At 69.5% G+C, this 26,997-nt stretch carries 25 protein-coding genes, 1 tRNA gene and 1 other RNA gene; 14 read left to right on the top strand and 13 right to left on the bottom strand.

All coding sequences use genetic code 11. The features are described from left to right. Window positions 1-50: 50 nt before the first annotated feature. A complete protein-coding gene (aceE, locus tag NQ706_RS09630) occupies window positions 51-2,813 on the bottom strand; it encodes a pyruvate dehydrogenase (acetyl-transferring), homodimeric type (protein WP_038568637.1) in 2,763 nt (920 codons plus the stop codon). A gap of 299 nt (window positions 2,814-3,112) precedes the next feature. Here aceE and NQ706_RS09625 point away from each other — a divergent pair, with 299 nt between their 5' ends. The 7 genes from NQ706_RS09625 to NQ706_RS09595 all read left to right on the top strand — a co-directional run bounded on the left by NQ706_RS09625 (window position 3,113) and on the right by NQ706_RS09595 (window position 8,459). After that, window positions 3,113-3,532, top strand: coding sequence for a DUF3052 domain-containing protein (locus tag NQ706_RS09625; protein WP_006944308.1), 420 nt, complete (start codon window positions 3,113-3,115; stop codon window positions 3,530-3,532). Window positions 3,533-3,566: 34 nt separating this feature from the next. Beyond that, entirely contained in the window at window positions 3,567-4,028 is a 462-nt protein-coding gene (locus tag NQ706_RS09620) for a peroxiredoxin (RefSeq protein ID WP_038568635.1), read from the top strand. Window positions 4,029-4,131: 103 nt separating this feature from the next. Then, window positions 4,132-4,204: transfer RNA gene (locus tag NQ706_RS09615), tRNA-Val, on the top strand. Window position 4,205: 1 nt separating this feature from the next. Then, entirely contained in the window at window positions 4,206-5,057 is an 852-nt protein-coding gene (locus NQ706_RS09610) for a Nif3-like dinuclear metal center hexameric protein (protein ID WP_038571100.1), read from the top strand. Further along, window positions 5,054-5,791: a zinc ribbon domain-containing protein gene (locus NQ706_RS09605; protein WP_006944179.1), complete on the top strand. Its 738-nt coding sequence runs from the start codon at window positions 5,054-5,056 to the stop codon at window positions 5,789-5,791. Before NQ706_RS09610 ends, NQ706_RS09605 begins: the two co-directional genes overlap by 4 nt. A 96-nt stretch (window positions 5,792-5,887) precedes the next feature. Further along, window positions 5,888-7,132, top strand: a complete 1,245-nt coding sequence (locus tag NQ706_RS09600) for a bifunctional RNase H/acid phosphatase (RefSeq protein WP_038568633.1) — start codon at window positions 5,888-5,890, stop codon at window positions 7,130-7,132. Window positions 7,133-7,259: 127 nt separating this feature from the next. Beyond that, window positions 7,260-8,459, top strand: a complete 1,200-nt coding sequence (locus NQ706_RS09595) for an O-succinylhomoserine sulfhydrylase (RefSeq protein WP_051805958.1) — start codon at window positions 7,260-7,262, stop codon at window positions 8,457-8,459. Window positions 8,460-8,526: 67 nt separating this feature from the next. Here the strand turns inward: NQ706_RS09595 and NQ706_RS09590 are convergent, their stop codons facing one another. Together NQ706_RS09590 and NQ706_RS09585 are read right to left on the bottom strand one after the other, a co-directional pair. Next, window positions 8,527-9,645 carry an SLC13 family permease gene (locus NQ706_RS09590; protein ID WP_051805956.1) on the bottom strand — a complete coding sequence of 373 codons (1,119 nt, stop codon included), beginning with the start codon at window positions 9,643-9,645 and terminating at the stop codon, window positions 8,527-8,529. 36 nt (window positions 9,646-9,681) lie between these two features. After that, a complete protein-coding gene (locus NQ706_RS09585) occupies window positions 9,682-10,428 on the bottom strand; it encodes a YaaA family protein (protein WP_038571090.1) in 747 nt (248 codons plus the stop codon). Between the two features lie 137 nt (window positions 10,429-10,565). Here NQ706_RS09585 and NQ706_RS09580 point away from each other — a divergent pair, with 137 nt between their 5' ends. Together NQ706_RS09580 and rnpB are read left to right on the top strand one after the other, a co-directional pair. Then, the gene (locus NQ706_RS09580; protein ID WP_404360816.1) at window positions 10,566-12,047 is read left to right on the top strand and encodes an RNB domain-containing ribonuclease; all 1,482 of its coding nucleotides are present in this window, start codon (window positions 10,566-10,568) and stop codon (window positions 12,045-12,047) included. A 148-nt stretch (window positions 12,048-12,195) separates the two neighbouring features. After that, window positions 12,196-12,566, top strand: an RNA gene (rnpB, locus tag NQ706_RS09575) — RNase P RNA component class A. A gap of 92 nt (window positions 12,567-12,658) precedes the next feature. On the opposite strand, the gene NQ706_RS09570 is transcribed toward rnpB, so the two are convergent. Continuing rightward, window positions 12,659-12,796 (bottom strand): hypothetical protein, encoded by a 138-nt coding sequence (locus tag NQ706_RS09570; RefSeq protein WP_006944181.1) that lies wholly within the window; start codon window positions 12,794-12,796, stop codon window positions 12,659-12,661. A 96-nt stretch (window positions 12,797-12,892) separates the two neighbouring features. On the opposite strand from NQ706_RS09570, the gene NQ706_RS09565 reads away from it, so the two are divergent. Further along, window positions 12,893-14,137, top strand: coding sequence for an MFS transporter (locus NQ706_RS09565; protein ID WP_038568610.1), 1,245 nt, complete (start codon window positions 12,893-12,895; stop codon window positions 14,135-14,137). 54 nt (window positions 14,138-14,191) lie between these two features. Here the strand turns inward: NQ706_RS09565 and NQ706_RS09560 are convergent, their stop codons facing one another. Continuing rightward, on the bottom strand, window positions 14,192-15,652 hold the full coding sequence (locus NQ706_RS09560) for a GuaB1 family IMP dehydrogenase-related protein (RefSeq protein ID WP_038568609.1): 1,461 nt from the start codon (window positions 15,650-15,652) through the stop codon (window positions 14,192-14,194). A gap of 187 nt (window positions 15,653-15,839) precedes the next feature. Here NQ706_RS09560 and NQ706_RS09555 point away from each other — a divergent pair, with 187 nt between their 5' ends. Together NQ706_RS09555 and NQ706_RS09550 are read left to right on the top strand one after the other, a co-directional pair. Then, window positions 15,840-16,496: an MBL fold metallo-hydrolase gene (locus NQ706_RS09555; RefSeq protein WP_006944258.1), complete on the top strand. Its 657-nt coding sequence runs from the start codon at window positions 15,840-15,842 to the stop codon at window positions 16,494-16,496. 284 nt (window positions 16,497-16,780) lie between these two features. Then, window positions 16,781-17,974, top strand: a complete 1,194-nt coding sequence (locus NQ706_RS09550) for a peptidoglycan bridge formation glycyltransferase FemA/FemB family protein (RefSeq protein WP_038568607.1) — start codon at window positions 16,781-16,783, stop codon at window positions 17,972-17,974. A 509-nt stretch (window positions 17,975-18,483) separates the two neighbouring features. Here the strand turns inward: NQ706_RS09550 and NQ706_RS09545 are convergent. The 7 genes from NQ706_RS09545 to map form a co-directional block, all read right to left on the bottom strand. Beyond that, on the bottom strand, window positions 18,484-18,963 hold the full coding sequence (locus tag NQ706_RS09545; protein ID WP_038568605.1) for a hypothetical protein: 480 nt from the start codon (window positions 18,961-18,963) through the stop codon (window positions 18,484-18,486). Between the two features lie 7 nt (window positions 18,964-18,970). Further along, complete coding sequence (locus NQ706_RS09540; protein WP_038568604.1) at window positions 18,971-19,450, bottom strand: hypothetical protein; 480 nt, start codon at window positions 19,448-19,450, stop codon at window positions 18,971-18,973. A gap of 287 nt (window positions 19,451-19,737) precedes the next feature. After that, a complete protein-coding gene (locus NQ706_RS09535) occupies window positions 19,738-20,532 on the bottom strand; it encodes a class I SAM-dependent methyltransferase (protein ID WP_051805949.1) in 795 nt (264 codons plus the stop codon). Beyond that, entirely contained in the window at window positions 20,529-21,257 is a 729-nt protein-coding gene (locus NQ706_RS09530) for a 4a-hydroxytetrahydrobiopterin dehydratase (RefSeq protein WP_051805948.1), read from the bottom strand. The genes NQ706_RS09535 and NQ706_RS09530 overlap by 4 nt, the downstream gene beginning before the upstream one ends. Window positions 21,258-21,476: 219 nt before the next feature. Further along, on the bottom strand, window positions 21,477-22,088 hold the full coding sequence (locus tag NQ706_RS09525) for an Lrp/AsnC family transcriptional regulator (RefSeq protein ID WP_038571076.1): 612 nt from the start codon (window positions 22,086-22,088) through the stop codon (window positions 21,477-21,479). A gap of 467 nt (window positions 22,089-22,555) precedes the next feature. Continuing rightward, on the bottom strand, window positions 22,556-23,320 hold the full coding sequence (gene ppgK / locus NQ706_RS09520; protein WP_006944296.1) for a polyphosphate--glucose phosphotransferase: 765 nt from the start codon (window positions 23,318-23,320) through the stop codon (window positions 22,556-22,558). A 143-nt stretch (window positions 23,321-23,463) separates the two neighbouring features. Then, window positions 23,464-24,351, bottom strand: coding sequence for a type I methionyl aminopeptidase (map, locus tag NQ706_RS09515; protein WP_038568602.1), 888 nt, complete (start codon window positions 24,349-24,351; stop codon window positions 23,464-23,466). 81 nt (window positions 24,352-24,432) lie between these two features. Between map and NQ706_RS09510 the strand changes: the two genes are divergently transcribed. Both NQ706_RS09510 and NQ706_RS09505 read left to right on the top strand, forming a co-directional pair. Next, window positions 24,433-24,612, top strand: coding sequence for a hypothetical protein (locus tag NQ706_RS09510; protein ID WP_006944217.1), 180 nt, complete (start codon window positions 24,433-24,435; stop codon window positions 24,610-24,612). A gap of 193 nt (window positions 24,613-24,805) precedes the next feature. Next, window positions 24,806-26,068, top strand: a complete 1,263-nt coding sequence (locus NQ706_RS09505) for an MFS transporter (protein WP_051805946.1) — start codon at window positions 24,806-24,808, stop codon at window positions 26,066-26,068. A 45-nt stretch (window positions 26,069-26,113) separates the two neighbouring features. Here NQ706_RS09505 and panB read toward each other — a convergent pair whose 3' ends face one another. Next, window positions 26,114-26,950, bottom strand: coding sequence for a 3-methyl-2-oxobutanoate hydroxymethyltransferase (panB, locus tag NQ706_RS09500; protein WP_050786456.1), 837 nt, complete (start codon window positions 26,948-26,950; stop codon window positions 26,114-26,116). Window positions 26,951-26,997: the final 47 nt, after the last annotated feature.

The raw sequence follows: 26,997 nt of genomic DNA, 5'->3' as shown, positions 1-26,997 counted from the left end.
GACGGGCAGAACCGTCGCCCAGTTCTGCCCGTCGCTGTTCGCATTGCCCGTCAGGCTTCTCCGCCGGCGTTGCCGGAGGTGCCGGCCTTGACGTTGAGCAGCTCGTACTTCTCGGCTGCCTGACGCGGGATCGACGGGTCGAGTTCGCCGCGGTCGGCGAGCGACTGCAGGGCGCGCACCGCCATCGACGGGCCGTCGATGTGGAGGAAGCGTCGTGCTGCAGCTCGCGTGTCGGAGAAGCCGAATCCGTCTGCGCCCAGCGAGTGGAATTCGCCGGGCACGTACTGGCGGATCTGGTCGTGCACCTGACGCATCGAGTCGCTCGTCGCGATGACGGGACCGGGTGCGTCCTTGAGGCGCAACGTGATGAACGGCTCGCGGCGCTCTTCCTCGGGGTGGAGGAAGTTGTGCTCGTCGGCCTCGAGGCCGTCGCGGCGCAATTCGTTCCACGACGTCACGGACCAGACATCGGCGACGACGCCCCAGTCCTCCTTGAGCAGTTCCTGTGCCTCGAGGGCCCAGGCGACTCCGACGCCGGAGGCGAGCAGCTGCACGCGGCGCGCGTCGTCGCCGAGGCCGTCGAACGAGCCGTCCTTGAGCTTGTAGATGCCGCGCTTGATGCCTTCGACGTCGACGTTCTCGGGCTCGGCCGGCTGCACGATCGGCTCGTTGTAGACGGTCAGGTAGTAGATGACGTTCTCGGCGTTCTCGCCGTACATCTTCTCCAGGCCGTCCTGCACGATGTGCGCGATCTCGTAGCCGTAGGCCGGGTCGTAGGAGCGGATGGCGGGGTTCGTCGCGGCGAGCACGTGGCTGTGACCGTCGGCGTGCTGCAGACCCTCACCCGTCAGCGTCGTACGGCCCGCGGTGGCGCCGATGAGGAAACCCTTGGCCATCTGGTCGGCGGCCGCCCAGATCGAGTCACCGGTGCGCTGGAAGCCGAACATCGAGTAGAAGACGTAGACCGGCACCATCGGGATGTCGTTCGTCTCGTACGCGGCGCCGACGGCGGTGAACGCCGCGACGGAGCCGGCCTCGTTGATGCCGAGGTGCAACAGCTGGCCCTGCGGGCTCTCCTTGTACGCGAGCATGAGCTCTGCGTCGACGGAGCGGTAGTGCTGCCCGTGCGGGTTGTAGATCTTCGCCGTCGGGAAGAACGCGTCCATGCCGAACGTGCGCGCCTCGTCGGGGATGATCGGCACGATGTGCTTGCCGAACTCCTTGTCGCGCATCAGCTCCTTGAGGATGCGGACGAACGCCATCGTCGTCGCGACCTCCTGCTTGCCGGAGCCCTTCTTCGCGATCTTGTACGCCTCGTCACCGGGCAACGGCAGCTGCGAGCTGCGGCCCTTGCGCGACGGCAGCCCACCGCCGAGCTTCGCGCGACGCTCGAGCAGGTACTTGATCGCCGGGTCGTCGTTGCCGGGGTGGTAGTACGGCGGACGGTACGGGTCCTTCTCGAGCTGCTCGTCGCTGATCGGGATGTCGAGCGAGTCGCGGAACTGCTTGAGGTCCTCGAGCGTCATCTTCTTCATCTGGTGCGTCGCGTTGCGGCCCGCGAAGTGCGTGCCGAGGCTGTAGCCCTTGATGGTGTGCGCGAGGATGACCGTCGGCTGGCCCGTGTGCTCCATCGCAGCCTTGTAGGCGGCGTACACCTTGCGGTAGTCGTGGCCACCTCGCTTGAGCTTCCACCACAGGTCGTCGTCGGACCAGTTCTCGACCATCTTCGCCGTGCGCGGGTCCTGGCCGAAGAAGTACTCGCGGACGTAGGCACCGTCATTGGCGCGGATCGTCTGGTAGTCGCCGTCACGCGTCTTGTTCATGATGTTGACGAGCGCACCGTCACGATCCTGGGCGAGCAGCGGATCCCAGCCGCGGCCCCACAGCACCTTGATGACGTTCCAGCCGGCGCCGCGGAAGAACGCCTCGAGCTCCTGCACGATCTTGCCGTTGCCGCGCACGGGGCCGTCGAGACGCTGCAGGTTGCAGTTGACGACGAACGTCAGGTTGTCGAGGCCCTCGTTGGCGGCCCACTGCAGGGCGCCACGCGACTCGACCTCGTCCATCTCGCCGTCACCGAGGAAGGCCCAGACGTGCTGGTCGGATGTGTCCTTGAGGCCGCGGTCGTTGAGGTAGCGGTTGACCATCGCCTGGTAGATGGCGTTCATCGGGCCGATGCCCATGGAGACGGTCGGGAACTCCCAGAACTCCGGCATGTTGCGCGGGTGCGGGTAGCTCGGCAGGCCGGCGGCCTCACCGTCGATGAAGTGGCTCTTCTCCTGACGGAAGCCGTCGAGCTGCTCCTCGGTCAGGCGGCCCTCGAGGTAGGCGCGCGAGTAGATGCCGGGGGAGGCGTGGCCCTGGATGAAGACCTGGTCACCGCCGCCCGGGTGGTCCTTGCCGCGGAAGAAGTGGTTGAAGCCGACCTCGTAGAGCGTCGCGGCGGAGGCGTACGTCGAGATGTGGCCGCCGACGCCGATGTCGGGGCGCTGCGCGCGGTGCACCATGACGGCGGCGTTCCAGCGGATCCAGGCGCGGTACTTGCGCTCCATCTCCTCATCGCCGGGGAACCACGGCTCGGCCTCGGGGCCGATCGTGTTGATGTAGTCGGTCGCCGTCAGCGACGGCACGCCGATCTGCTGCTCGCGGGCGCGCTCCAGCAGCTTGAGCATGACGTAGCGGGCACGGTTGCGTCCGGCTTCGTCGACGAGGCCGTCGAGCGAGTCGAGCCACTCCTGCGTCTCGTCGGGATCGATGTCCGGCAACTGACTGGGAATGCCATTCAGGATCGGGCCGGCTTCCTCAAGCGACACTTAGGTCACGTCCTCTCGTCCACTGCGTCGGCGCTACCTGGCACGCGCCACATGCTCCCATCCTGCCCCCCGTGAGCACCCGGAGCGAAACCGGGACGGGGTTACTCGTGGGTACTCAGGTCGGCAGGTGGGACGCGGGGTTTCGACGCTCATCCGGCCGGGGCGATCGGGCCCACGAGACGGTCGTCATGAGGGCGCCTTCTTGCAATGCGCGAGACAACCTTGTGGACTACCCTTCGAACAAGGCTGCATCCACCCGGCGTGGGCGCAGCGTCCAGAACAGAAAGTGAGCACAGCACGTGAACCAGACCGCAGGGGCACATCCGGCGGCCAAGATCGGCTTCTCCGCGGACGACATCGTCATGGAGATCGGTTGGGACGATGACGTCGACGAGTCGTGGCGCGAAGCCATCGAGGAGATCGTCGGCTCCGAGATCGAGGACGAGACGTACGACGGCGTCGTCGACTCCGTCCTCGTGTGGTTCCGTGACGGCGACGGCGACCTCACCGACGACGTCGTCGACGCGCTCGCGACGCTGGAGGACAAGGGGTTCGTCCTCCTCATGACGCCGAAGGCCGGCTCGGATCTTGCGATCGACGCCGCGGACGTGCAGGAAGCTGCGACGACCGCCGGTCTCAAGGCCAGCTCGACCTTCAAGGTCGGCGACGACTGGATCGGCACGAAGCTCGTCCAGGGTGGCGCGGCGAAGCAGCGCTGAGCGCGGCCGCCGCACGAGACGAAGAGGGAGTGACATGAGCGGTCTCGAGGTGGGTGCTGCGGCGCCCGATTTCACGCTCAGGAACCAGTTCGGTGAGGACGTGACACTGTCCGGCCTCGTCGCCGAGCGCCCGACGCTGCTCGTCTTCTACCCCTTCGCGTTCTCCGGCATCTGCACGGGGGAGCTGTGCCACATCCGCGACAACCTGCCCCGCTACGACGGTGACGCGATGCAGGTCGTCGGCATCAGCTGCGATGCGATGTTCACGCAGCGCGCGTGGGCGGACGCCGAGGGCTTCGACTTCCCACTGCTCAGCGACTTCTGGCCGCACGGCGCGATCGCGCGCGCCTACGGCGTCTTCGACGACGAGCGCGGGTTCGCCGTGCGCGGCACCTTCCTCATCGACGCGTCGATGACGGTGCTCTGGTCGCTCATCAACGGCCCCGGCGAGGCGCGCGACTTCTCGCCCGCCCTCGAGGTGGCCGAGAACCTGTGACGCGGCGCGGCGTCGTGGCGCCGCCCCTCGATGACGCCGAACTCGACGTGGCCACGCGGCGGGTAGGATTCAGCTGCATCCGCGCCGTCTCGGCGCGCGCTCAGGGCCTCTAGCTCAGCTGGTAGAGCAACGCGTTTACACCGCGTCGGTCGTCGGTTCGATCCCGGCGGGGCCCACATGAACAACTCCACCACGACCCTCGCGGACGTCACGCGAATCCTCGACGGCTTCTACCCGCCGTCGACGGCTCAGTCGTGGGATGCCGTCGGCCTCGTCACCGGCGACCCGGAGCAGCCGATCGAACGTGTCCTGTTCGCCGTCGACCCGGCGATGAGCGTCATCGACGAAGCCGTCACCGGCGGTTACGACCTGCTCGTCACGCATCACCCGCTGCTCATGCGTGGGGTCAAGTCGGTCGCGACGACGTCAGGCAAGGGGCGCGCGGTGACAGCGCTCGTCGTCGGCGACGTCGCCCTGTACGCGGCGCACACGAACGCCGACGTGGCCACACCCGGCGTCAACGACGCGCTCGCGGCCGCATGCGGCCTGCAGGACGTCGAACCCCTGGTCGAGAGCGAGGGGCAGCCGCTGGGCCGCGTCGGTGAGCTGCCTCAGAGCATGACGCTGCGCGCCTTCTGCGAACGCCTCGCCGCGGCGCTACCACCCGCCCCCGTCGGCCTGCGCGTCAGCGGAGAGGCCGAGGCGAGCGTCCAGCGCGTCGCGGTGCTCGGCGGCGCCGGTGACGGCGAGTTCGGCGCGGCACGACGCGCGGGGGCGGACGTCTACGTCACCGCCGACCTGCGTCATCATCCCGCCATCGAGGCGCGCGAGGAGGACGACCCGGCGGCGCCGATGTTCCTCGTCGACGCCGGACACTGGGCTACCGAATGGTTGTGGCTGCAGCACGCCTGCGAGCGTCTCGTGAAGGCCGTGCGCGAGAGCGGCGGCGACATCGAGGTGCACGTCTCGACGACGTGCACCGACCCCTGGAATTTCCTCGTGCCCACCAATGAAGGAGAGATGCAGTGAAGGCAGAACTTCAGCAGCAGTGGAGGCTGCTCGACCTGCAGAAGCTCGACACCCGCCTCGACCAGATCGATCACCGTCTCGCGAACCTGCCGCAGGCGAAGGAGCTCGCGGAGCTGACGAAGAAGGCTGACACCGCGACGGAGGAGATGATTCTCGCGCAGACGGCCGTCATGGACGTCGAGCGTGAGATCGCGCGCAGCGAGGCCGACGTGCAGCAGGTGCGCGACCGCATGGCCCGCAACGAGAAGCGCCTCGCCTCGGGTGAGGGCAGCGCGAAGGATCTGCAGGCGCTGCAGCACGAGACGGACACGCTCGCTCGCCGTCAAGTCGTCCTCGAGGACGCCGAGCTCGAGATCATGGAGCGCGCCGAGGGCCTGCGCGAGCGGCTGACGGCGTTCACGACGGTCGCTGACGAGGCCGAGGCCAAGGTCAAGCAGCTCAAGGCGGAGATGGGCGAGGCAGCCAAGGAGCTCGAGACCGAGCGCGCCGAGGTGCAGCGCAAGCGCGACGACATGGCCCCGTCGTTCGCCGCCGACCTGCTCGCGGAATACGACGGCATCCGGGCCCGCAGCGGTGTCGCCGCGGCGGCGCTGCACGGTCGTCGCTGCCTCGGTTGCGGCCTCGAACTCAACCACTCGGATCTGCAGCGCATTCGCTCGAGCGCCGCCGACCAGGTCGTCTACTGCGACGAGTGCGGACGCATCCTCGTGCGCACGGCCGAATCCGACCTCTGACCGGGCAGAGAGTACAGCGCTCGGCGCGTCGCCTCGCGGTGACGGCGCCGGGCGCTGTTCGTCGTCCGAAATGCCTGTGGGCGAAGGAGATTCATCATGACGCGACGTCTCATCGTCGAAGCTGACGGCGGTTCGCGCGGCAACCCCGGCGTCGCCGGGTACGGCAGCCTCGTGCGCGACGCGGACACCGGTGCGCTGCTCGCCGAACGCGCCGCGCCGCTCGGCAAGGAGTCGAACAACGTCGCCGAGTACACCGGCCTCATCGAGGGGCTGCGGGCCGTCGTCGATCATGCCCCGGGCGCTGCCGTGACGGTGCGGATGGACTCGAAGCTCGTCGTCGAGCAGATGTCGGGCCGCTGGAAGATCAAGCATGAGGACATGAAACGCCTCGCCGCCGAGGCCCAGGCGCTCGCGGCGGAGATCTCGAGCGCGGGCGGCGCCGTCACGTACGAGTGGATCCCGCGTGCCAAGAACAAGGACGCCGACAAGCTGTCCAACGACGGCATGGACGGCGTCACCGTGCGACGCGACACATGGGGTGACGACGTCGAGCGCGCGTCGCAGGGTGGTGGTGTCCAGCGCACTGACGGTGCTGGTGCTGACGTGGACGGCGCCAGTAGCGCGGGCGTGGGTGCGGGCGACCCGAACGGTGGGGGCGAAGTGGGCGGCGAGGCCGTCGTTGAGCCCGACGAGAAGCCGAGGGGGCCGGCGGATCTCGGGCGGCCGACGCGCATCGTCCTCGTGCGCCACGGCGTCACCGACTTCACGACGAGGGGGCTGCTCGACGGTCGCGGTGGCGCGGACCCGTCGCTCAGCGCCGAGGGTCGCGATCAGGCACGCCGCGTCGCGGGCGCGCTCGACGGGCTCGTCGGTGACAGCGACGTGCACGTCGTGACGTCGTCGCTCGCCCGTGGGGTCGAGACGGGCACGCTGATCGCCGAACGTCTCGGGGTGACGCCGCGGGTCGACGCCGACTGGGACGAGCAGGCCTTCGGCGAGTGGGACGGGTTGTCGTTCAAGGAGATCCGCGCCAAGGACGCGGCGGGACTGTCGAAGCTGCGTCACGAACCGACTCACCGCGCGCCGGGCGGCGAGACGCGCGACGAGCTCGACGAGCGCGTCGCTGCAGCCCTCGGGCGGGCGGTGGAACGCGGCGGTGTCGTCATCATCGTGACGCACCGCATCGTCATCATGTCGGTGCTCGCCAAGGTGCTCGATCTGAGCATGGACGGCGCGTGGCGCGTTGCGGCGGCCCCGGCGTCGCTGACCGGCATCGAGGTGTGGCGCGACGGCAACGCGCAGGTCGCGTTCACGAACGACACGCATCACCTGCGGGGCTGACAGAGCCTCAGAGCCTCCGATGCAGGCGTCAAGGGGCGTGGGCCGGCGTCCAAGGCGGGTCGTCCGGTGCGCGGACGATCATCCATCCTGTGTGGCGAGCGGCGCCGAAGATCCATAAGTTGCAGTTATGGATATTCAGCGCGGGCAAGAAGACTGGCGACCCGACACCCTCGCGGTGCGCAGCGGCCTCGCGCGCAGCGGTTTCGAGGAGACGGCGGAGGCGCTGTACCTGACGTCGGGGTTCGTCTACGACTCCGCCGAGGCCGCCGAGGCCGCGTTCTCGGGTGAGAGCGACCGGTTCGTCTACAGCCGATACGGCAACCCGACAACGGCGATGCTGCAGGAGCGGCTCGCCGCTCTCGAGGGAGCCGAGGCGTGCACGGCGACGGCGTCCGGCATGTCGGCGGTGTTCACGGCCCTGGCCGCGCTGCTGGGGGCGGGCGACCGCGTCGTCGCCTCACGCGGGTTGTTCGGCTCGTGCTTCGTCATCCTCGACGAGATCCTGCCGCGCTGGGGCGTCGAGACGGTCTTCGTCGACGGGCCTGACCTCGAGCAGTGGCGCCAGGCGCTGTCGCAGCCGACGACGGCGGTGTTCTTCGAGTCGCCGAGCAACCCGATGCAGGAACTCGTCGACATGCGCGCCGTCAGCGACCTCGCCCATGCGGCCGGGGCGCAGGTCGTCGTCGACAACGTCTTCGGCACGCCCGTGTTCAGCCGGCCGTTCGACCACGGCGCCGACGTCGTCGTCTACTCCGCGACCAAGCACATCGACGGGCAGGGTCGCGTGCTCGGTGGCGCCATCCTCGGCAGGCGCGAGTTCATCGACGGGCCGGTGCAGAACCTCGTGCGCCACACCGGCCCGACGATGTCGGCGTTCAACGCGTGGGTGCTGCTCAAGGGCCTGGAGACGCTGCGGCTACGCGTCGAGGCGCAGGCGGCGACAGCGCTGAAGCTGGCCGAGGTGCTCGAGGCGCATCCGAAGGTGTCACGTGTCGTGCATCCGTTCCTCGTCTCGCACCCGCAGCACGAGCTCGCGAAACGGCAGATGAGCGGTGGCGGCTCGGTCGTGACGTTCCAGATCGACGGTGACAAGGCGGAGGCATTTGCCCTGATGAACGCGCTGCGCATCGTCGACATCTCCAACAATCTCGGCGATTCCAAGTCGATGATCACCCACCCCGCGACGACGACGCATCGTCGGATGGGCGCCGACGCGCGGGCCGCGATCGGCATCACGGACGGCACACTGCGCCTGTCGGTCGGGCTCGAGGATGCGGGTGATCTGGTCGACGACGTCCGTCAGGCGCTGCAGGTCGCTCTCGGCTGACGGGGGTCGCCGGCGCCATGCGTCATGCTTTTGGGGCCAGCAGGTCAAGCAGCTACGGGCCAGTAGCTCATCGCGTCAGGGCGAGGACGGCAAGAGCCGCGGCGGTCGTGATGAACGTCGTCGATCCGGTGAGCAGCAGGTGACGGCGCCAGGACACGGTGACGCCCTCGCGGCGCAGGCGCTCGCGCCACAGCAGCGTCGCCACCGACCCCCACCACGTCAGCCCACTTGCGACATTGACGCCGATGAGCAGGGCGAGCACACGCGTCGCGTCGTGGGCGGCGGGTTCGAGGGCGAGGTAGGCGGGCAGGTTGTTCGTCGCGTTGGCGAGGCCCGCGCCACTGAGCGTGAGGGCCCAGGCGGGCGCGTCGTCGAGCGTCCGGACGAGCGGGTCGAGCGCGCCGGACCCATGCAGCACCGCGACGGCGACGAACAGGGCCGTCGTGATGAGCAGGCTGCGCCACGGCAGGGTGATCACGCGGAGACGCTCAGGGGTGAGCAGTGCGAGAGCGAGGAAGCAGCACAGCGCGGCGACGCCGGCCGTCATCCACGGTTCGACGACGAGGATCGCCGCGCACATGAGCAGGGTGATGACGGCGACGCTTCGACGCGCGGATCTTTGCTGCGGCAGTGGTGCTGACGCCGATGTGTCATCGGGCGCCGTGGTGCACGGTGACCGCCGCCCAGGGCGATCGTGCCCGTCGAATGACCGGAATGCGGGGCGCCAGATGACGGCGGCGCACAGGAGCGGCACGAGCGTCGTCGTCAGTGCGACGGGCCACGCCAGCGCGAGGAAGCCGAGGCTGCTCGTGGTGTCCAGGTGCCCGCGCGCCAGCAGGTTGGTGAGATTGGAGACGGGCAGCCACAGCGAGGCCATGTTCGCGAGCCACAGCGTCGGGAAGGCGAACATCGCGACCGGCGCCCGCAGTCGACGCGCGACGACGACGGCCGCGCTCGTCATGAGCACGGCAGTCGTGTCGAGGCCGAGCAGGGCGGTGACGACGCCGGTGGTGAGCAGGAACAGCAGCCACGTCGCGGGCACGTGACCGCGCCCCACAGTGACGAGACGCCGGGCCAGGTCGTCGAAGACGCCTGCGGCGGAGCAGCATTCGGCGACGATCGTCAGCGCCAGAAGAAACGCGAGAACGCCCGGCACCCGGGCGAGCAAGTCGAGCGCTTCATGCATGAGAACACCGCGTCGTGCACCTGGTGTGGGCAGTCGTCATCGGGCCGTGGCGTCGAGGATCCACGGTTTCGTCGCGCTCTTGGGCGCGGTGAGGGCGACGTCGAACGTCTCGGCGAGCTGCTCGGCGAGGGCTGCCGGCGTGCGCGGGTCACGCGGGTCGGTGACGAGGGCGCGCGTGACGAGGCCACGCGTGTGCTTCGCCATGTGAGTCGCCCCGGGCACCCGGATGTGCACCCAGCGTTTCGCAAGGTCGCCGGATGGCGCCCACGACGCGGCGTACGTCGATGATCGACAGTCGATGACGAGGCCGCGCCCGGCGGCCTCGGTCAAGGGCGCGTCGAGCAGTGGCTTCCAGAAGCTCGCGAGCGGGCCGATGCCCGGCAGGTTGACGGCCATCGACAGCCGGTAGGGAGCGACCGCGTCGCGCAGACGCACGGCTCCGTAGAGGGCGGAGGAGATGACGACGCGCCGCCCGGCACGTGTCTTGTCCGCCCCGGTGAGCGAGGCGAGATCGAGCGCGTCGTAGAGCACGCCGGTGTAGAGCGACGACGCGGGCAGGGCGGGTGCCGTCGTCAGGCGCGTGTTGCGGGCGATGTCGTCGGTGAGGTTGGGGGAGACGTTGAGGGCGGACGCAGCGTCGGGGCGAGCGCTCACCGCCGTCAGGGCGTTGATGACATTGCGGCGCGCGTCGTTCAGTTCGGGGTTGCTCAGCGAGTCGAGGTTCATGGCGCGACCGCGGGCACGCGTCGCTTTGGTCTCCGACGGCGGCAGAAGGATGATCACCGGCACAGGGTAGTGGGCGAGGCGCTCGGTCACCCGCCGGCGCTGAGTCGCTCGCCTTCGCGCGCGGTGGGGGCAGCCGCGTCGCGTGCCGGTGTGGAACGGGCCATGCCGAGGCGCTCGCCGCGTAGGCTCGGGCCATGCCGAGCACACGCATCCTGCTGCAGAACACCGACGCCTCCGGCGAGCTCGCGCGCTCGTTCGAGGCCCTGCGCGCCGAGAACGAGCTGGCCACCGACTACCCGGCCGACGCCGTGGCCGACGCTCTCGACGCGCTCGCGCACGTCGAGAAACCGGAGCGCGACGAGACGTCCGTGCCGTTCTTCACGATCGACCCGGCCGGTTCGATGGACCTAGATCAGGCCATGCACCTGGAGCGTGACGGCGAGGGTTTCCACGTGCGCTACGCCATCGCCGATGTGCCGCTGTACGTGCGTCCCGGCGGCGCTCTCGACGCCGAGACGCGCCGTCGCGGGCAGACGATCTACATGCCCGACATGCGGATTCCGTTGCACCCCGAGGAACTCAGTGAAGGTGCGGCGAGCCTGCTCGAGGGGCAGATCTGCTCGGCGTTCGTGTGGGACATGCATCTCGACGCGCGCGGCGAGGTGACGTCGGCGAGTTTGTACCGCGCGCAGGTCCGCAGCGTCGAACGGCTCGACTACACGCAGGTGCAGGGGAATGTCGACGGCGGGGGCGCGATGGGCGGCGCCGTCGACGAGCGCTTCGCGCTGCTGCGTCAGATCGGTGAGTTACGCGCGCAGCTGGAGATCGAGCGTGGTGGCGCGTCGCTGCCGATGCCCGAGCAGGAGGTGAGCGAGCCGAGCCCCGGCGACTACGAGGTGCACTTCCGCCCACCCGTACCGAGCGAGGACTGGAACGCGCAGATTTCCCTCATGACCGGCATGGTGGCGGCGCGGATGATGCTCGACGCCGGCATCGGCATCCTGCGCACGATGCCGAAGGCCGACGAGCGCGACGTCGCGCGGTTCCGCCTGCAGGCGAAAGCGCTCGGCGTGGCATGGGCCGAGGACCAGACGTACGGCGCGTTCCTGCGCTCCCTCGATCGTGATGACCCGCACCATCTCGCGCTCGTCCACGAGGCCGTCGGGCTGTTCCGCGGTGCCGCGTACACGCCGTTCGACCGCGACAACCCGGCCATCGCGACGCCCGAGATCACCGAGCAGGCCGCCGTCGCGGCGCCGTACGCGCACGTCACCGCGCCGCTGCGGCGGCTCGTCGACCGCTTCGGGCTCGTCGTCTGCGAGGCCGTCTCCAACGGGCGCGAGGTACCGGCTTGGGCGCGCGAGGCGCTCGTCGAGCTGCCCGAGATCATGAAGCGCACCGACTCGCTGGCGCGCAAGATCGACCGCGCGTGCGTCGACCGCGTCGAGGCGGCCGCGCTGTCGTCCGACGTCGGGGAGACGTTCGCGGCGTTCGTCGTCGAGGACGGAGACCACGGCCACGGCAAGGGCGAGCCGACGATCCAGCTCGTCGACCACGCCGTTGTCGCGACGGTGAAGGTCGGTGACGCTGCGGCCCCTGCGCTCGGTGAGGCGTGTGAGGTGACGTTGACGGGCGCCGACATCGCGACGGGGAAGCTGACGTTCGCCCTCGCGTGAGGTACTGACGCCTCGCTGCGTCACATCGTGCTGGGTGCGTCAGGCGTGACCGACTCGGGCGGCATCATGTGACGCAGCTGGGTCGTCGCCCGTCATGGGCCGGTCGGATGCGTCGGCACCCGCAGGCAAAGGTAAGCTTGCGCGCGGATGAGTCGGCCGGGCGGTCGCGTCGAGAGTTCGCTCTCGCCGAGGAAAGTCCGGGCTCCACAGGGCAGGGTGATGGCTAACAGCCACCCGGGGCGACCCGCGGGAAAGTGCCACAGAGAACAGACCGCCACGCTCATGAGCGCGGCAAGGGTGAAACGGTGGTGCAAGAGACCACCAGCGCCCCAGGCGACTGGGGCGGCTCGGTAAACCCCACCCGGAGCAAGATCAGACAGCATGCGTCGAAGCGGCCCGCTGAGCATGTGGGTAGATCGCTCGAGCCCTGCAGCAATGCAGGGCCTAGATGGATGATCGCCGAAGCGATGCCAGCAATGGCGCGCGGAACACAACCCGGCTTATAGGCCGACTCATCCCCCGAACATCGCGGGCGCCAGCCCGCAACAGCAGGCGGGAAGGCGCCATCCGGCAGGAGTGGCGCCTTCCTGCCTGTCGCGATCGTGGGGCCGTCAGTGCGTCGCCGCGCTGCTGCACATGTTGAGCAGCAGCGTGAGCACGATCGAGGCGATGACCGAGAACAGGATCATGCCGAGACACCCGGGCAGGCCCCCGACGGGACGGATCTGGACGCGAGGACGTTCGTTCATGGCCTGAAAAGTACACGGTGAGCGCACGGGGCGCTCCCACCCCCAGGGGTGCCCCGTTTGCTTCACCGCCCGTCCCACATCGACGATACTGGCGCGATGACGACACGCATGACGGCCGTGCTCACCGGGCAGGTGCTCAGCTGGCTGGGTGATGCCTTCCAGGTGGTGGCATTGCCCGTGGCGATCGTCGTGGCGGGCGGTAGCGCCGGGCAGATGGCCGCGGCCATCACCGCGACGACGGTGGCACGCCTCGTGTTCACGTTGTTCGGTGGGGTCTGGGCGGATCGGGTGCAGCCACGCATCGTCATGGCCGCCTCGGACGCGGTGCGCGCAGCGTGCGGGCTCGTCCTCGCCTGCTGCTTCTGGGCCGGCGCATGGTCGACGCCGGTCATCGTCGGATGCGCCTTCGTCACCGCGGCTGCCGGTGCGTTCTACGGGCCTGCGTTCATGACGTGGCGGCGCGCCGTGGTGCCGGCGGGGGCGCGTCGGCGCACGAACGGGACCATCACGAGCCTGCGTCAGCTCATGCTCATGTTGGGCCCGGTGCTCGGGGGAGCCGTCGTCGGGTTCGCCGGCGCGGGAGTCGGCTTCGCCGTCAACGCGGCGACGTTCGTCGTCTCCCTGGGGGCGGTGCTCGTCTGGGCGGGTCAGGTCGACACGACGGCGAGCGAGCTCACGGAAGCGGGCGAGGGCACCGAAGTGGATGAGAGCTTCGGCGAGCAACTCGTCGCCGGGTGGCGCGCGGTGCGCTCGCGCTCGTGGCTGCTCTTCGGCTTGCTCGCGGCCGGTTTCTACCACATCGGCAACGGCGCGATCCTCGTGCTGGCACCCTTGCTCGTCGCCAGAGAGGCGGGTGGCGCCCACGCCGTCGGCATCGTCGCCGCCGCCGAGGGGCTCGGTGGGTTTGTCGGCGCAGCTCTCGGGTCGCGCATCCACCTGCGACGTCCGCTCTTCAGCGGGTGGGCGCCGCTGCTGCTCATGCCGTTGTGGGCCTTCAGCTTCGCGGTCTTTCACTCGGTGTGGCCGATCGCGGTGCTCGCCGCCGTCGGATACGCGGGTCTGCTCTTCTACGACGTGCATTGGGAGACGGCCATTCAGCAGGCTGTGCCCGGCGAGCTGCAGGGCCGCGTGCATTCCTGGGACATCCTCATGTCCTTCGTCGCGCTACCGCTCGGTTCGGTGCTCGCCGCACCCCTTGCCCAGACGTTCGGCGCCCGCCAGGTCATTGCCGTCGCCGCGTGCTTCCTTCTCATCGCGAGTGTCGTGCCCTTGTTCATCCGCAGCATGCGCGAGTTCACCCTCGAACCGTCGCAGACGGACCAGCCCGCCCCATCCCGGTGACGCATCGTGTGCTCGATGCGGCCCGGGTGAGGCCGGCCTGCGCAGGCTCCGCCGTCACCAACTCGTGTGGCGCGGGCGCCCTTCGTCGTAGCCCGAGGCGCTCTGCACACCCACGCGGGCACGTTCGTGGAACTCGTCGATCGTCTTTGCGCCCGCGTAGGTGAACGAGCTGCGCACGCCGGCGATGATCGAGTCCATGAGGTCTTCGACACCCGGCCGCTGCGGGTCGAGGTACATGCGCGAGGACGAGATGCCCTCCTCGAACAGCGCCGAACGTGCACGCTCGAACGCACCCTGCGATGACGTGCGGCCACGCACGGCACGAGCCGACGCCATGCCGAACGACTCCTTGTAGAGGCGCCCGTCGGCGTCGCGGTTGAGGTCGCCGGGCGACTCCCAGGTGCCAGCGAACCACGACCCGATCATGACGCTCGCGCCCCCGGCCGCGAGGGCGAGCGCGACGTCACGCGGATACTTGACGCCGCCGTCAGCCCAGACGTGAGCGCCGAGTTCGCGCGCCGCGGCTGCGCATTCGAGCACCGCGCTGAACTGCGGGCGCCCGACACCCGTCATCATGCGGGTCGTGCACATCGCTCCCGGCCCGACGCCGACCTTCACGATATCGGCGCCCGCTTCGACGAGGTCACGGGCACCGTCGGCAGTGACGACGTTGCCCGCCGCGATGGGGATGCGGCGCCCCGAGGACGTCTCGTGAGCGTCACGGGCTGCCCGCACGACGCCGAGCGCGTCGATCATCTTCTCCTGATGCCCGTGGGCGGTGTCGACGACGAGGACGTCGGCACCCGATTCGAGCATCGTCGTCGCCTTGCCCTCGACGTCACCGTTGATGCCGATGGCGACGCCGATCGACAGCTTGCCGTCGGGGTCGAGCGCGGGGGAGTAGATCGTGGAGCGCAGGATGCCGCGTTTCGTCAGGACACCGACGAGGGCGCCGCCCGCCTCGACGACGACGGCGATGTCGCGGTGCGTACGCTCGAGCAGGTCGAACGTGTCGTGCAGGTCGGCTCCGGATTCCACGGTCGTGATGTCGCGCGTCATGACGTCGGCGATGACGCTGAAGCGGTCGACCTCGAGGCAGTGCGCCTCGCTCACGAGGCCGAGGGGGCGGCGGTCGTCGCCGATGACGACGGCGACGCGGTGTGCGCGTTTGCCGAGCAGCGCGAGCACGTCGCTGACGGGGGCGTCCGGCGCGATCGTCACCGGCGTCTCGTAGGTCGGGTGGCTCGCCTTCACTTGCCGGATGGTCTCCTGAACGGCTGCGATCGGAATGTCCTGCGGCAGGACGGCGACCGCGCCGCGCCGGGCGACCGTCTCGGCCATGCGGCGACCCGAGATCGCCGTCATGTTTGCGACGACGAGCGGGATCGTCGTGCCGACCCCGTCGTTCGTCGTGAGGTCGACATCGAGACGGCTCGTGACGCGCGAGCGCGACGGCACCATGAAGACGTCGTTGTACGTGAGGTCGTAGGCCGTTTTTCCGGTGATGAGTTCCACGTCACTCACCCTAGGCTGACGCGCCGACAACCGCGGAATTGCGGGGTCTTTCTTGTTCGAGGCGGCCTTCGCCCGAATGCCCGAACGGATGCCTGCCCGGCGTCGTGTGGGGCCGGCAGCTGGCCACACGGCCCGCCGCGACCGTCCCGAGCAGACGCGGGGGCGGCGGCGGGCCTACGGTTGAGGCATGAAGCTCACGCATCACGGTCACTCCTGTATCGAACTCGACGCCGGCGGCGTTCGCGTGCTGTTCGACCCCGGCACGTTCAGCTCGTTCGACGACGTCAAGGGCGTCGACGCGATCGTCGTCACGCACCAGCACGCCGACCATCTCGACCCCGACGCCATCGACAGCCTGCGGGCCGAGAACCCTGATGCGGTGTGGTTCGCCGAGCCGCAGACGGCACAGTTGCTCGCGGACAAGGGCGTCGAGGCCACCGCGACGAAGGCCGGCGAGACGTACGACGTCGCGGGCGTCACGCTCGAGGGCGTCGGTTCGACGCACGCCGAGATCCACCCCTACATCCCGCGCGTCGGCAACGTAGGCATCGTCGTGAGCGCGCCGGGTGAGCCGCGCGTCTTCCATCCCGGTGACTCGCTCGAGGGGCGCCCCGAGAACATCGATCTTCTGTGCGTGCCGCTCGCCGCGCCGTGGTCGGCCGTCAAGGAGACCATTGCCTTCGTCCGCGCCGTCGCGCCGCAGCACGTCGTGCCGATCCACGACCAGATCATCGCCCCCGCCGCGCGCGGCATCTTCCTCAACCACGTCGCCGACTTCGGCCGCGACGGCGGCGTCGACGTCATCGACGTGCCCGTCGGCGACAGCGTCGAATTGTCCGCTTGACCCGCCCGGGATGACGCGGGTGGTGCGATCGGCGGCAGGCCGCTTCAGTGCTGCCAATGACGCCGTGTGCGGACACGTGCTGAATGAATGGGAGCGGCTAGCTGGTCTCCCGGCAGCGCTGGGCGGGGGGATCAGGCTGTCGTCGCACAAGAGTGCAGCCGACGGCGCCCGCTCGGTGGGATAGTCCCCGGCGAGTGCCCGACAGGCGTGGCCGCCGACGCGACGTGTCGCGGCCGGGGCGTCGGGCTTTGTGGGGTGTTGGCGCCTGCCGATAACCTGGGCGCATGACGCTCTCGGTGACTTCGTGCCACGACCGCGACGAGTGGAATGCCCTCGTCAACTCCTCCGGCGGCCACCCGCTGCAGTTGTGGGGTTGGGGCGAGCTGAAGTCGCAGTACGAGTGGTCGGCCGACCGCGTCGTCGTGCGTGACGGTGACGACGTCGTCGGCTCGGCGCAGGTGTTGCTGCGCCGCCTGCCGGCCCCGTTCAAGTCGCTCGCCTACGTGCCGCGTGGCCCGCAGGCCGCCGAGGCAGACCGCGCGCGCGTCGTCGCGGCGCTCGCGCAGTACGTCAAGAACACGCACGGCCCGATCGGCCTGACGATCGAGCCCGACTGGGAGGCGCCGTTCGCGCCGCTCGAGAAGGGCGCGTCCGACGACGAGATCGCGTCCCTCGTCGCCCGGCCGACGTCCGGGTGGCTCGCCGAAGTCGAGGCTGCGGGGTACGTGCGCAGTGACAACACGGGGCTCATCCCGCACACGCTGATCGTCGACGTCACTCGTGACGAGGACACGATCATGAAGGAGCTGAGCAGCTCCACCCGTCAGAACGTGCGCAAGTCGTTCAAGGCCGAGAACGCCCGGTTCGGTCTTGTCACCGAGCAGGCCGATCTAGATCAGGTGCTCGCGATCAACAAGGAGACGGCGAAGCGCGCGAACTTCGCCGTGCACTCCGACCTCTACCACGAGCAGATCCGCGACTTCATGGGCCCCGCCTCGCAGCTCATCGCGGCGTGGGAGGGCGACGAGGTCGTCGCGTTCGTGTGGCTCGTGGTCTCCGGCAAGACCGCGTTCGAGCTGTACGGCGGCGTCAGCCCGCGTGGCATGAAGCTGCGCCTCAACTACGGCCTCAAGTTCTGGGCGATGACGCACGTCAAGGCGCAGGGCGTCGAACGCTATGACTTCAACGGGCTCCTCAATGACGGCATCAGCGACTTCAAGCGCCAGTTCGCCAAGCACGAGGACATGCTCGTCGGCACGTACGACAAGTCGCTCTCGCCGATGTTCCCCGTTTTCGCGACGGCCCTGCCCGTGGTGCGCTCGACGCTCAAGCGCGGCGTGCCCGCGGCGAAGAAGACGGCTGTGTCGCTCAAGAACGACCCGAAGGGGACGCTCGTCGGCGCCGCAGCGGGCGCCCGCTCCAAGGCATCTGACGTTCGCGCCAAGCGCGCTGACGCAGCGTGGCACCGCCTCGACTGACGCCGACCTGACCCGCGACGACCCGCCTGATGTCCCATCGGGCGGGTCGTCGGTTATTCGACGTGTGGCGAGCCGGAGTTTGCGCGGCGGTCGACTGCCTGTTCTGCGCATGCCTTGTCCTGCGCGGCCGAACGCCGCCGCTCCTTGCCGGTCGTCGGGGCTGGCCGCGGCGGGGGCCAGCTGGCTGACCCTCGCGTCGGACGGCGAGGAGCGCTCGTTCGGCTCAGTTCACTGATTCGGCGCCTGCCGGCGATCGTCATCACGGCAACCGGCATTGGCTGACTGACTTCCTCGGCGCGTACGACGGCGGTTGCCACCGAGCGACTTGTCGACTCGTGTGCCCTGCCACGTCGCTTCCGCTCGACCCACCTCGAGGCCGAACGGCGACGTCGCCATCGGCTGCCCAGAAGCCTCAAGATCGCCTGCCGGGCGTTGCCGCTGATTTCGCGAGGCCGTCCGCCACGATGCGGGAAGCGGCGAAGCCTCGCGCGCGTGATTTCCGCGGCCCACTATGCCGCGTGGAAGCGCGGCGCGGCCTTTTCGATGTGACAGCCCGGGTAGGTGAGCCACAGGTGGAGTGTCGTGCTGACGCGGCTGTTCTCCAGTGCGAGGTCGAGAAGCGCCTTGACGCGCAGCGATCCGGCCGGGGGAGCCGCTCCGGGCGGGCTGTTCTCGCGCAACGACCGCGCGCGTTCCTCGATGACGGCGTCGAGCGCCACCGCGTCGCCCGTGTCGAGGGTGACGTGCAGTTGCGTCAACGCGTCGAAATCGAGGTGCGGAGTGAACCAGACGGCGTGTTCACGGGCGGTCTCATCAGGGTCGCGCGGTTTCGCGAGACCCTGCCGGTGGAGCAGGGTGAGCGCCCGCGCATGTGCCGCGTCGGCTCCGAGGCGGTGGGCGCCGGCCTTCGTCAGGTCGGCCTCGATGCCGGACGCGACCTCGGGCTCGAGGTGCTGCAGCTCGTGCAGGATGGCGCGCACCGCAGGCATGCGCGCGTCAGCGTGTGCAGCTGCTCGAGCGACCGCGGGTGCGGCTGCGTAGTGCGGCGACGTCATCGGACATCGCCGCGACCGTACCGGGTTGCATCCCGGGCACCGCAGCGAGGTGGGCGGGGGCGAACTCGCCTGGCCCGAGCGGGTACGACTCGTCAGCACGTGCGAAGCGTTCGAACTCAAGATGATCCTGAGCCCGCACCGTGTCGTGATGAGCATGCGCGGTGAGGTCGACGACGGTCTGCGCCAACCGGGTGACCTTGCGCGCCGCCTCTGTCGCTCGCTCGAGGTCGCGGCGGGTCGCCGCGAGGGTTGCGCACTGGTCGTCGAGGGTCACGCCGTCGTCCGCATCGGACGTCAGCGCGGAACCGCTTGCGAGCGCCCGGTCTGCTACCACGCGCGTCAGTGCCTGCCATGTCTCGACGAGTTCGTCGCCGGGCAGGCAGGTGAGCGCCCCGAGGCTCTCCCGCACGATGCTGCCCATGCCGCATTATCGCACATATGTTCGAATGGTGGAGATTGTTGCACGCCGGGTTGACCGGTCGAAGCCGGGCTGGTCCGTACCTTTGCGAGAAACCCCCAGCGGATCGGCTGCCCCTCGCCAGCTATGGTGCCGTGCAGCGACCCCAGCGATGCCGAGCGCAGCGGGCCTGTGACTGAGTCAACGTCCGCTGTCGCGCACCGTCGGTCACGGGATGGCCCGTCCCGCCGCCGACCCCATTGCGCCGAGGAAACGCCACGCGTCATCGCACGGTGAGGCCCACCGGAGGTTCACGAAATGCGCCCGGTCGCCAGCACGGCGCGAGCATCGAAGGTCAGCGTCCCCTCGGCACTCATCGTGCGGGCCGTCTCGAAGAAGAGCTCCCGCATCCGGGCCCTCACCTCGGGTGATTGAGCAAGGTACGTCATGCCCGGCGTCGCCACGCCGGCCGTGATGCCCGCCCACAGGTCCTCGGGCGTCACCGTCCACGTCCAGTTGATGTCGGTGGATCGGACATCGTCGAGCCCCGCCGCGGCGAAGAGGGAACCGAGGCCCTGGCGGGTTCGCTCGAAGTCCTGATCGGCAGGTAGGGACTGGTCAGGCAGCGGCGTCAGATCGGGGCAGGAGAGCACCTCGCGGAGCAAGGGGCCGAACCCTGCGCCACCGGCGGGCCAGATCGTCGCCGCCACGATCCCGTCACGACGGCAGACGCGGGACAGCTCGCGCATCGACGCGCACGGTGCCTCGACGTGATTGATGACGAAATTGGCCGTCACGATGTCGAAGCTGCCGGAGCAGAAAGGGAGTTCAGGCAGCGCTGCTTTCAGAGTGGCCACGTGGGGTGCCGAAGAGCGGGTGAGTTCGCACATCGTCGCGTCCGCGTCGCACGCGACGACCGCACGACCGGTCTCTGACGCGGCAGCGGCCAAGCGACCGTCGCCGCACCCGACGTCGAGATGGCGCACGACGTCGTCGCTGTGGCCGCGCTGGTCATTCGTTGCGGCGAGGAGCGGCCCGGTGGCGCCCGCGCAAGCCCGTGCAAACGATCGGCGGTAGCCCTCCGCGACGTCGGCCCAGTCCCTCATCGCCCGGCGGGCGTGCAGATGCAGTGACGGTTGCCGTCAGCGTCCTCGACGACCCAGAACGACGGGGCGTGGGCGTCGCTGACGAGGCGGCCGCCGGCATCGAGAACGGCTGCCAGCCGCTGCTCGGCGGCCTCCGCCGCCACCCAGACGTCGAAGTGCCAACGCTGCTCGTGATCCGTCGGCGGGAGCTGGGAATCGTCGGCCGCATCGCCATCGGGGGAGTCCGCATCATCCGGGGCCTGCCACCACACCGTCGGCGTCTGGCCGCTCGGGTCGACGGGCTCACCGTCACGCAGCGGCGCAGCGAAGAGCGCCGAGTAGAAGGGAGCGACCTCGTCCGCGTGTGCAGTGTCGAGCCCCGGATCGATCTGGGTGAGACCGGCCACGTCCGGTTCGAGGCCCAGGTGCGCCGCGTGCTCGGCGCTCAACCTCGCCATCCGTAGATCGCGGCTCGTGATGCCGCGGACGTCATGGCTGACGAGGCTGACGATGACGTCCCCGTACGTCAGGGTGACGTCGGGATGGTGATCCCACCGTTCCGCCGACTCGCCGATGAGGTTCACGAGCCGCAACCCCGTCGCGAAGTCGCCCGTGCGGTAGCGCGCCCGCAGTGACCCCATGATCTGCGCCCACCCGGCCGGGGCCTGCGCGGCCACCTCCGCTGCCGTCAGGGTGCGCATCGGATCGGGCCGCCCACCGGGACGCTGCGTCATGTCGTCGCTCATGGCTCCAGTCGACCACACCCGCGCCCGCGCTGGGAGCGTGTCGGTCGCCTCGGTTCCGCGGTGCCCAGCACCGCGGGCGACTGCGTGAGGTGCAGCGTCGGCTCCCACGCTTGACCGCCGGAACTGCCAGCAGCTCCTCGAGCACGTGGCTCGGTTCCACCCCGCGATGCGCCTCGCGCACCCACGTCGTCGTCCGCCCCGTCGCCCCGTCCCGCCGCCTCACCCCCGCCGGTCGCGCGCAGACGTCGGTTCGTCGATGCCTTCGCGCAACAGCGGGTCGATACGGTAGGGGATGACGCGGCGCAGGTAGACGCTCGTGCGGGTTCGGGTGACGCCGGGGCACAGGCGGATCTCCTCGCTGACGCGATAGAGGTCGTCAGGGTCGCGCGCGACGACGCGCACGAGAAGGTCCGTCTCGCCGGCCGGCGCGAAGCACTCGAGCACCTCGGGGATTTGCGCCAACCCGTCGATCGCGCCCGAGATGTCGTGCTGATCCAGCTCGACCGCCACCATCGCGCTCATGGGCCGTCCGAGCGTCGCCGGGTCGACGCGCGCACTGTTGAGTCGCAGGATGCCGCGCTCGCGAAACCGCTCCAGGCGCGCGTGCACCGTGCCGCGGGCCAGGCCGCAACGCTGCGCGAGCGCCATCGTCGTCATCCGCGGGTCCTCGTCGAGAGCGAGCAGGAGCAGCCGATCCGTCTCGTCGAGCTGCGGCGGTGAGGTCGGGCGCGGCGACCCAGATGACGTCGCGGTCGCGGACGTCGTCGCCGTGCCTGGCGCCGTGTCTGTTTGTCGAGCTGCGCCGCGTCGGGCGGGGGAGCGTCGATCCATGATCATCCTCGTTCCAGTCGTGACGCGTGCTCAGCGCACCGCATCCATGGCCTGAAGCACAGTCCAGTGCGCTGCACCGCGCAGGTCGCACGGGCAGTTCACGCCCACCCGAGCCTGACGCCGGAAGGGCCCGGTGCGTGCTCACCTGGGCGTCGTGGCCAAGCAACGACGTATGACACCCCGCCACCTTGATCATAATGACCAATCAAGGCCGTGGGTGTTGCGCAGCATGATCGACATTGCAAGAGTTGAGGCATCGCGTTCGACGCGCCCACCACCCCGAGTGCGCGAACCGGCAGGTGACTCGGAGCCCCACCACGGCCCGAACAGCCGCGCACCACCACCCTGGGTGAGCACGCCACGAAGCGACCGAGGCCGGCTCCCGCACACTGCGGGAAGCCGGCCTCGTCGTCATCGGGCGAGTTCTCGGGCGCACCTGGTCGCAGGTGGCGGCCGAGCAGTGGCCGCTACTTCACGTGCCGATCGTGCGCGAGGCGCGCTGCGCCGACGATGCCGGCGGCGTTCTCGAGCTTGGCGGGCACGATGGGCGTGCGGATGTCGAGCAGTGGCAGGAACTTCTCGGCCTTCTTCGACACGCCACCGCCGACGACGAACAGGTCGGGCCACAGCAGGTTCTCCAGCGAGGTGTAGTACTTCGTGAGTCGCTTGGCCCACTTGCCGTACGACAGTTCCTCGCGCTCCTTCGCCGAGTGAGCGGCCCGCGTCTCGGCGTCGTGGCCCTCGACCTCGATGTGGCCGAGCTCCGAGTTCGGTACGAGCACACCGTCGTTGATGACGGCGGTGCCGATGCCGGTGCCGAGCGTCGTGACGAGCACGAGCCCGTCCGTGTCCTTCGCCGCGCCGTAGAAGTTCTCTGCAATGCCGGCCGCGTCGGCGTCGTTGACCACGAGCACGTCGCGCCCGATATGCGCTGAGATGAGCTCTTCGGCGTTCGTCCCGATCCAAGCCTTGTCGATGTTCGCGGCCGTACGCACGACGCCGTGCTGCACGACGCCGGGAATCGTCACGCCGATCGGTTCGTCGCCGATCATGTCGGCGAAGTGCTCGACGATCTGGGCGATGACGTCCGCGACAGCGTCAGGCGAGGCACCCGCGGGCGTCTCGAAACGGATGCGCTCCGAAGCGAACGCGCCCTTGTCGAGGTCGACGGGGGCACCCTTGATGCCGGTTCCGCCGACGTCGATGCCGAGGGGATAGGACGTGCGGGTCATGCTCGGGCTCCTTGATCAACTGCAGGGGAATCGCACTGCACGGGACGGGGCCACCGACATCTCGCGTGCGGCGACGAACTCGTCGACAGCCTAACCGCGCCGCCCGTCAGCCCTCGTGCGCAGGCGCTGGGCCTGCGGCAACGTCAGTCGACGCTGGTGAGGATCTGCGGGCCCGTCTCGGTGATGACGAGGGTGTTCTCGAACTGCGCCGAACGCGAGCCGTCGGCCGTCACGACCGTCCAGCCGTCGTCCCATGTCGGGGCCGACTCGCCCGAACCCAGGTTGAGCATGGGCTCGACCGTGAAGACCATGCCCACCTCGATGACGTCGTCGTAGTGGGGCGCCGCGTCGTAATGCGGGATGATGAGGCCGTTGTGGAACTCGGTGCCGATGCCGTGGCCCGTGTAGTCACGCACGACGCCGTAGCCGAACCGCTTCGCGTACTGCTCGATGACACGGCCGATGACGTTGACCTGCCGCCCCGGCTTCGCGGCGCGGATGCCGCGCATCATCGCCTCCTTCGTGCGTTCGACGAGCAGGCGCGACTCGTCGTCGACGTCGCCGCACAGGTACGTCGCGCAGTTGTCGCCGTGCACGCCGTCCTTGTAGGCCGTGACGTCGAGCTTCACGATGTCGCCGTCCTCGAGCACCGTCGAGTCGGGGATGCCGTGGCAGATGACCTCGTTGACGCTCGTGCACAGCGACTTCGGGAAGCCGAGGTAGTCGAGCGTCGAGGGGTAGGCGCCGTGGTCGAGCATGTACTCGTGAGCGATGCGGTCGAGCTCGTCGGTCGTGACACCGGGGGCGACGGCCTTGCCCGCCTCCTCCATCGCGCCCGCGGCGATGCGCCCGGCGACGCGCAGGCGTTCGATCGTCTCCGCGTCCTTGACGTACGACTCGAAGCCCTCGCGCGCCTCGTCGCGCCCGACGTACTCGGGGCGGGCGATCTTCTGAGGCACGCTGCGGCGCGGGCTGATCGTGCCCGCGGTGATCGTGCGGCCGGACGTGGTCGTGGAGCGCGTCGTCGTCATAGGGTTGAGTCTAGAGGCCGGGTCCGACAGGGCTCGGCGCCCGCACAAGACGCGCCCGCAGGCGCGAGGAGGTGAGTCGTCATGGCCTACTGGTACAACGTCAACACCGGTGCCGTGGAGCAGGGGGAGGAGACCAACGCCAAGAGCGACATGCTCGGCCCCTACGCCACCGAGGCCGCGGCGCGCGACGCCATCGAATCCGCGCACAAGCGCAGCGAGGAGTGGGACGCTGAAGAGCGTCGTTTCAACGGCGACGACTGACGCACCCATCCACGCGCGACGGGCCGCATCCCACGAGGGATGCGGCCCGTCGTCATGATCTGGCGCGGCGTGATGCGGCTGATCCGACGCGCGCATCTGGCCAGGAATGTCACCGTTGCCTGCCGGGTAGGGCCGCCCATGAGCCCCACGTGAGACGCTGACGCGCCCCACGCCATCGACGCATAGCATCGCAATGCAACGACGGGTGCGAAGAAGGGGAGCACAGGTGAGCGAGCTCGGGTTCGATCTGCGGCGGCTCGCGATCCCCGCCTATGGCCCGACGCTGCTGTTCGGTGCCGCTGAGGGCGCCATCCTGCCCGTCATCCCCTCGACGGCCGTGGCGCGCGGCGCGTCGGTGGCGCTCGCGGCTTTCGTCGCGATGCTCATCGGGCTCGGCTCGCTCGTGTCGAACATCCCCGCCTCACTCATCACGCAGCGCCTCGGCGAACGTCGCGCGCTCGTGCTCGCGGGCGTCGTCACGGCCGCGGGATGCCTGCTGTGCCTCGCGCCGAGCCTCGTCGCGCTCATGCTCGGTGTCGTCATCATCGGCATGGCGTCGTCGGTCTACATGCTCGCGCGCCAGAAGTACCTGACGGAGGCCGTGCCGCCCACGCACCGGGCGCGCGCGTTGTCGCTGCTCGGCGGCGTGGGTCGCATCGGCATGTTCGTCGGCCCCCTCGTCGGCGCCGCCCTCATCGGAGTGTTCGGCGGGCGTTCCGTCTTCGTCCTCGCCATCGTCTTCCTCGCGCTCGCGACGTGGTGCGCGCTGCTCATGGAGGATGTCGAGCGGGCCGGAACCGGGCCCGTCGAACGGGTCTCCACCCGCACCGTCGCACGCTCGTTCGCGCGCGTACTGCTGACGGTCGGGCTCGGCGTCCTGCTCGTGTCGGCCGTGCGCGCGACACGGCAGGTCGTCATCCCGCTGTGGTGCACGCACATCGGCCTCGACGAGCAGTCGACGAGCGCCATCTACGGGATCGCGGGCGGCATCGACATGCTCGTGTTCTACCCGGCCGGCAAGGTCATGGACGTGCGGGGGCGCGCCGCCGTCGCCGTACCGTCGATGCTCATCATGGCCGCAGCCCTCGTCGCGCTGCCGTTCGCCCACACCTTCGCCGCGGTGCTCGCCGCGAGCTGCGCGCTCGGGTTCGGCAACGGCATCGGCTCTGGCATGGTGATGACGCTCGGCGCCGACTTCTCGCCCGACGTCGGACGCGCGCCGTTCCTCGGCCTGTGGCGCCAGCTCAGTGACACCGGTTCGACGATCGGGCCGTTCGCCCTGTCCGGCATGACGGCGCTCGCCGGCCTGAGCGCCGCCGTCGTCGTGAACGCGATCTTCGGCGTCCTCGCCGCCGCGATGCTCGCCTACTGGCCCGCCAAGCTCATGCGCGCCGGATGGGGTGCCGCCCGGCCCGAACGTGACGCCGCCGACTCAGCACCCTCACACCAGCGCTGACATACCCGATCCTCTCGCGTCCCGCGCGAACAACGAGCGCGGGCGTCAGCTCTCGAAGCTGTGCTCGGGCGCCGGGAACGTGCCGGAGGCGACGTCTTCGCGGTAGGTGCGCGCCGCGTCGAGCAGCACGCTGCGCACGTCGGCGAACTTCTTGGCGAAGCGCGGATAGCGGCCGTCACGCAGGCCGGCGAAGTCGGTCCACACGAGCACCTGACCGTCGCATCCGGCGCCGGCGCCGATGCCGATCGTCGGCACGCGCAGCGCGTCCGTCACCTGCTGCGCGACGGGCGCCGGCACCATCTCCATGAGCACGCAGAAAGCCCCCGCGTCCTGCAGCGCCCGCGCCTCGGCGACCATGCGCTCGGCGTCGTCGCCGCGGCCCTGGACTCGGTACCCGCCGAGCGTGTGCTCACTCTGCGGCGTGAACCCGATGTGTGCGATGACGGGGATGCCGCCGCGCACGAGATGCTCGACGGTGGGCGCCATGTGCGCCCCGCCCTCGAGCTTGACCGCGTGCGCGCGTCCCTCTTTCATGAGTCGCGCGGCGCTCGCGAACGCCTGCTGCGGCGATTCCTGGTAGCTGCCGAACGGCAGATCCGCGACGACGAGGGCGTGCTGGGCAGCGCCGCTGACGGCACGCACGAGGGGGATGAGTTCGTCGAGGGTGACGGGCAGCGTCGTGTCGTAACCGAGCACGTTGTTGCCCGCCGAGTCGCCGACGAGGAGCGTCTCGATGCCGGCCTCGTCGAAGATCTCGGCCGTGTACATGTCGTAGGAGGTGAGCATCGAGAAACGCTCACCGCGCTCCTTCAACTGCTGCAGCGTGACGGTGCGGATGCGCTTGCGTTCGGCGGTGCGGTACGGGGCGGCCTCTTCACTCATGGCTCCAGCGTAATCAGCAGCCGTTGGAGCCGTTCCCATCCGCTGGC

The sequence above is a fragment of the Dermacoccus sp. BD5 genome (assembly GCF_044878485.1).
In the GTDB taxonomy this organism is placed as follows: Bacteria; Actinomycetota; Actinomycetes; order Actinomycetales; family Dermatophilaceae; genus Dermacoccus; species Dermacoccus nishinomiyaensis.
The sequence above is the reverse complement of the archived record's forward strand: the minus strand, read 5'-3'. Positions and strand labels throughout refer to the sequence as shown.

Excerpts from the sequence above, each read along its gene's own strand:
- NQ706_RS09540 (WP_038568604.1), bottom strand. The coding sequence starts at position 19,450 with ATGGGCAGCATCGTGCGGGAGAGCCTCGGGGCGCTCACCTGCCTGCCC.
- NQ706_RS09505 (WP_051805946.1), top strand. The coding sequence starts at position 24,806 with ATGCAACGACGGGTGCGAAGAAGGGGAGCACAGGTGAGCGAGCTCGGG.
- NQ706_RS09535 (WP_051805949.1), bottom strand. The coding sequence starts at position 20,532 with ATGAGGGACTGGGCCGACGTCGCGGAGGGCTACCGCCGATCGTTTGCA.
- NQ706_RS09600 (WP_038568633.1), top strand. The coding sequence starts at position 5,888 with ATGACGCGACGTCTCATCGTCGAAGCTGACGGCGGTTCGCGCGGCAAC.
- NQ706_RS09580 (WP_404360816.1), top strand. The coding sequence starts at position 10,566 with ATGCCGAGCACACGCATCCTGCTGCAGAACACCGACGCCTCCGGCGAG.
- NQ706_RS09620 (WP_038568635.1), top strand. The coding sequence starts at position 3,567 with ATGAGCGGTCTCGAGGTGGGTGCTGCGGCGCCCGATTTCACGCTCAGG.
- panB (WP_050786456.1), bottom strand. The coding sequence starts at position 26,950 with ATGAGTGAAGAGGCCGCCCCGTACCGCACCGCCGAACGCAAGCGCATC.
- NQ706_RS09570 (WP_006944181.1), bottom strand. The coding sequence starts at position 12,796 with ATGAACGAACGTCCTCGCGTCCAGATCCGTCCCGTCGGGGGCCTGCCC.
- NQ706_RS09525 (WP_038571076.1), bottom strand. The coding sequence starts at position 22,088 with ATGGATCGACGCTCCCCCGCCCGACGCGGCGCAGCTCGACAAACAGAC.
- NQ706_RS09555 (WP_006944258.1), top strand. The coding sequence starts at position 15,840 with ATGAAGCTCACGCATCACGGTCACTCCTGTATCGAACTCGACGCCGGC.
- NQ706_RS09530 (WP_051805948.1), bottom strand. The coding sequence starts at position 21,257 with ATGAGCGACGACATGACGCAGCGTCCCGGTGGGCGGCCCGATCCGATG.
- NQ706_RS09510 (WP_006944217.1), top strand. The coding sequence starts at position 24,433 with ATGGCCTACTGGTACAACGTCAACACCGGTGCCGTGGAGCAGGGGGAG.
- NQ706_RS09590 (WP_051805956.1), bottom strand. The coding sequence starts at position 9,645 with ATGCATGAAGCGCTCGACTTGCTCGCCCGGGTGCCGGGCGTTCTCGCG.
- ppgK (WP_006944296.1), bottom strand. The coding sequence starts at position 23,320 with ATGACCCGCACGTCCTATCCCCTCGGCATCGACGTCGGCGGAACCGGC.
- NQ706_RS09550 (WP_038568607.1), top strand. The coding sequence starts at position 16,781 with ATGACGCTCTCGGTGACTTCGTGCCACGACCGCGACGAGTGGAATGCC.
- NQ706_RS09565 (WP_038568610.1), top strand. The coding sequence starts at position 12,893 with ATGACGACACGCATGACGGCCGTGCTCACCGGGCAGGTGCTCAGCTGG.
- NQ706_RS09595 (WP_051805958.1), top strand. The coding sequence starts at position 7,260 with ATGGATATTCAGCGCGGGCAAGAAGACTGGCGACCCGACACCCTCGCG.
- NQ706_RS09610 (WP_038571100.1), top strand. The coding sequence starts at position 4,206 with ATGAACAACTCCACCACGACCCTCGCGGACGTCACGCGAATCCTCGAC.
- NQ706_RS09545 (WP_038568605.1), bottom strand. The coding sequence starts at position 18,963 with ATGCCTGCGGTGCGCGCCATCCTGCACGAGCTGCAGCACCTCGAGCCC.
- map (WP_038568602.1), bottom strand. The coding sequence starts at position 24,351 with ATGACGACGACGCGCTCCACGACCACGTCCGGCCGCACGATCACCGCG.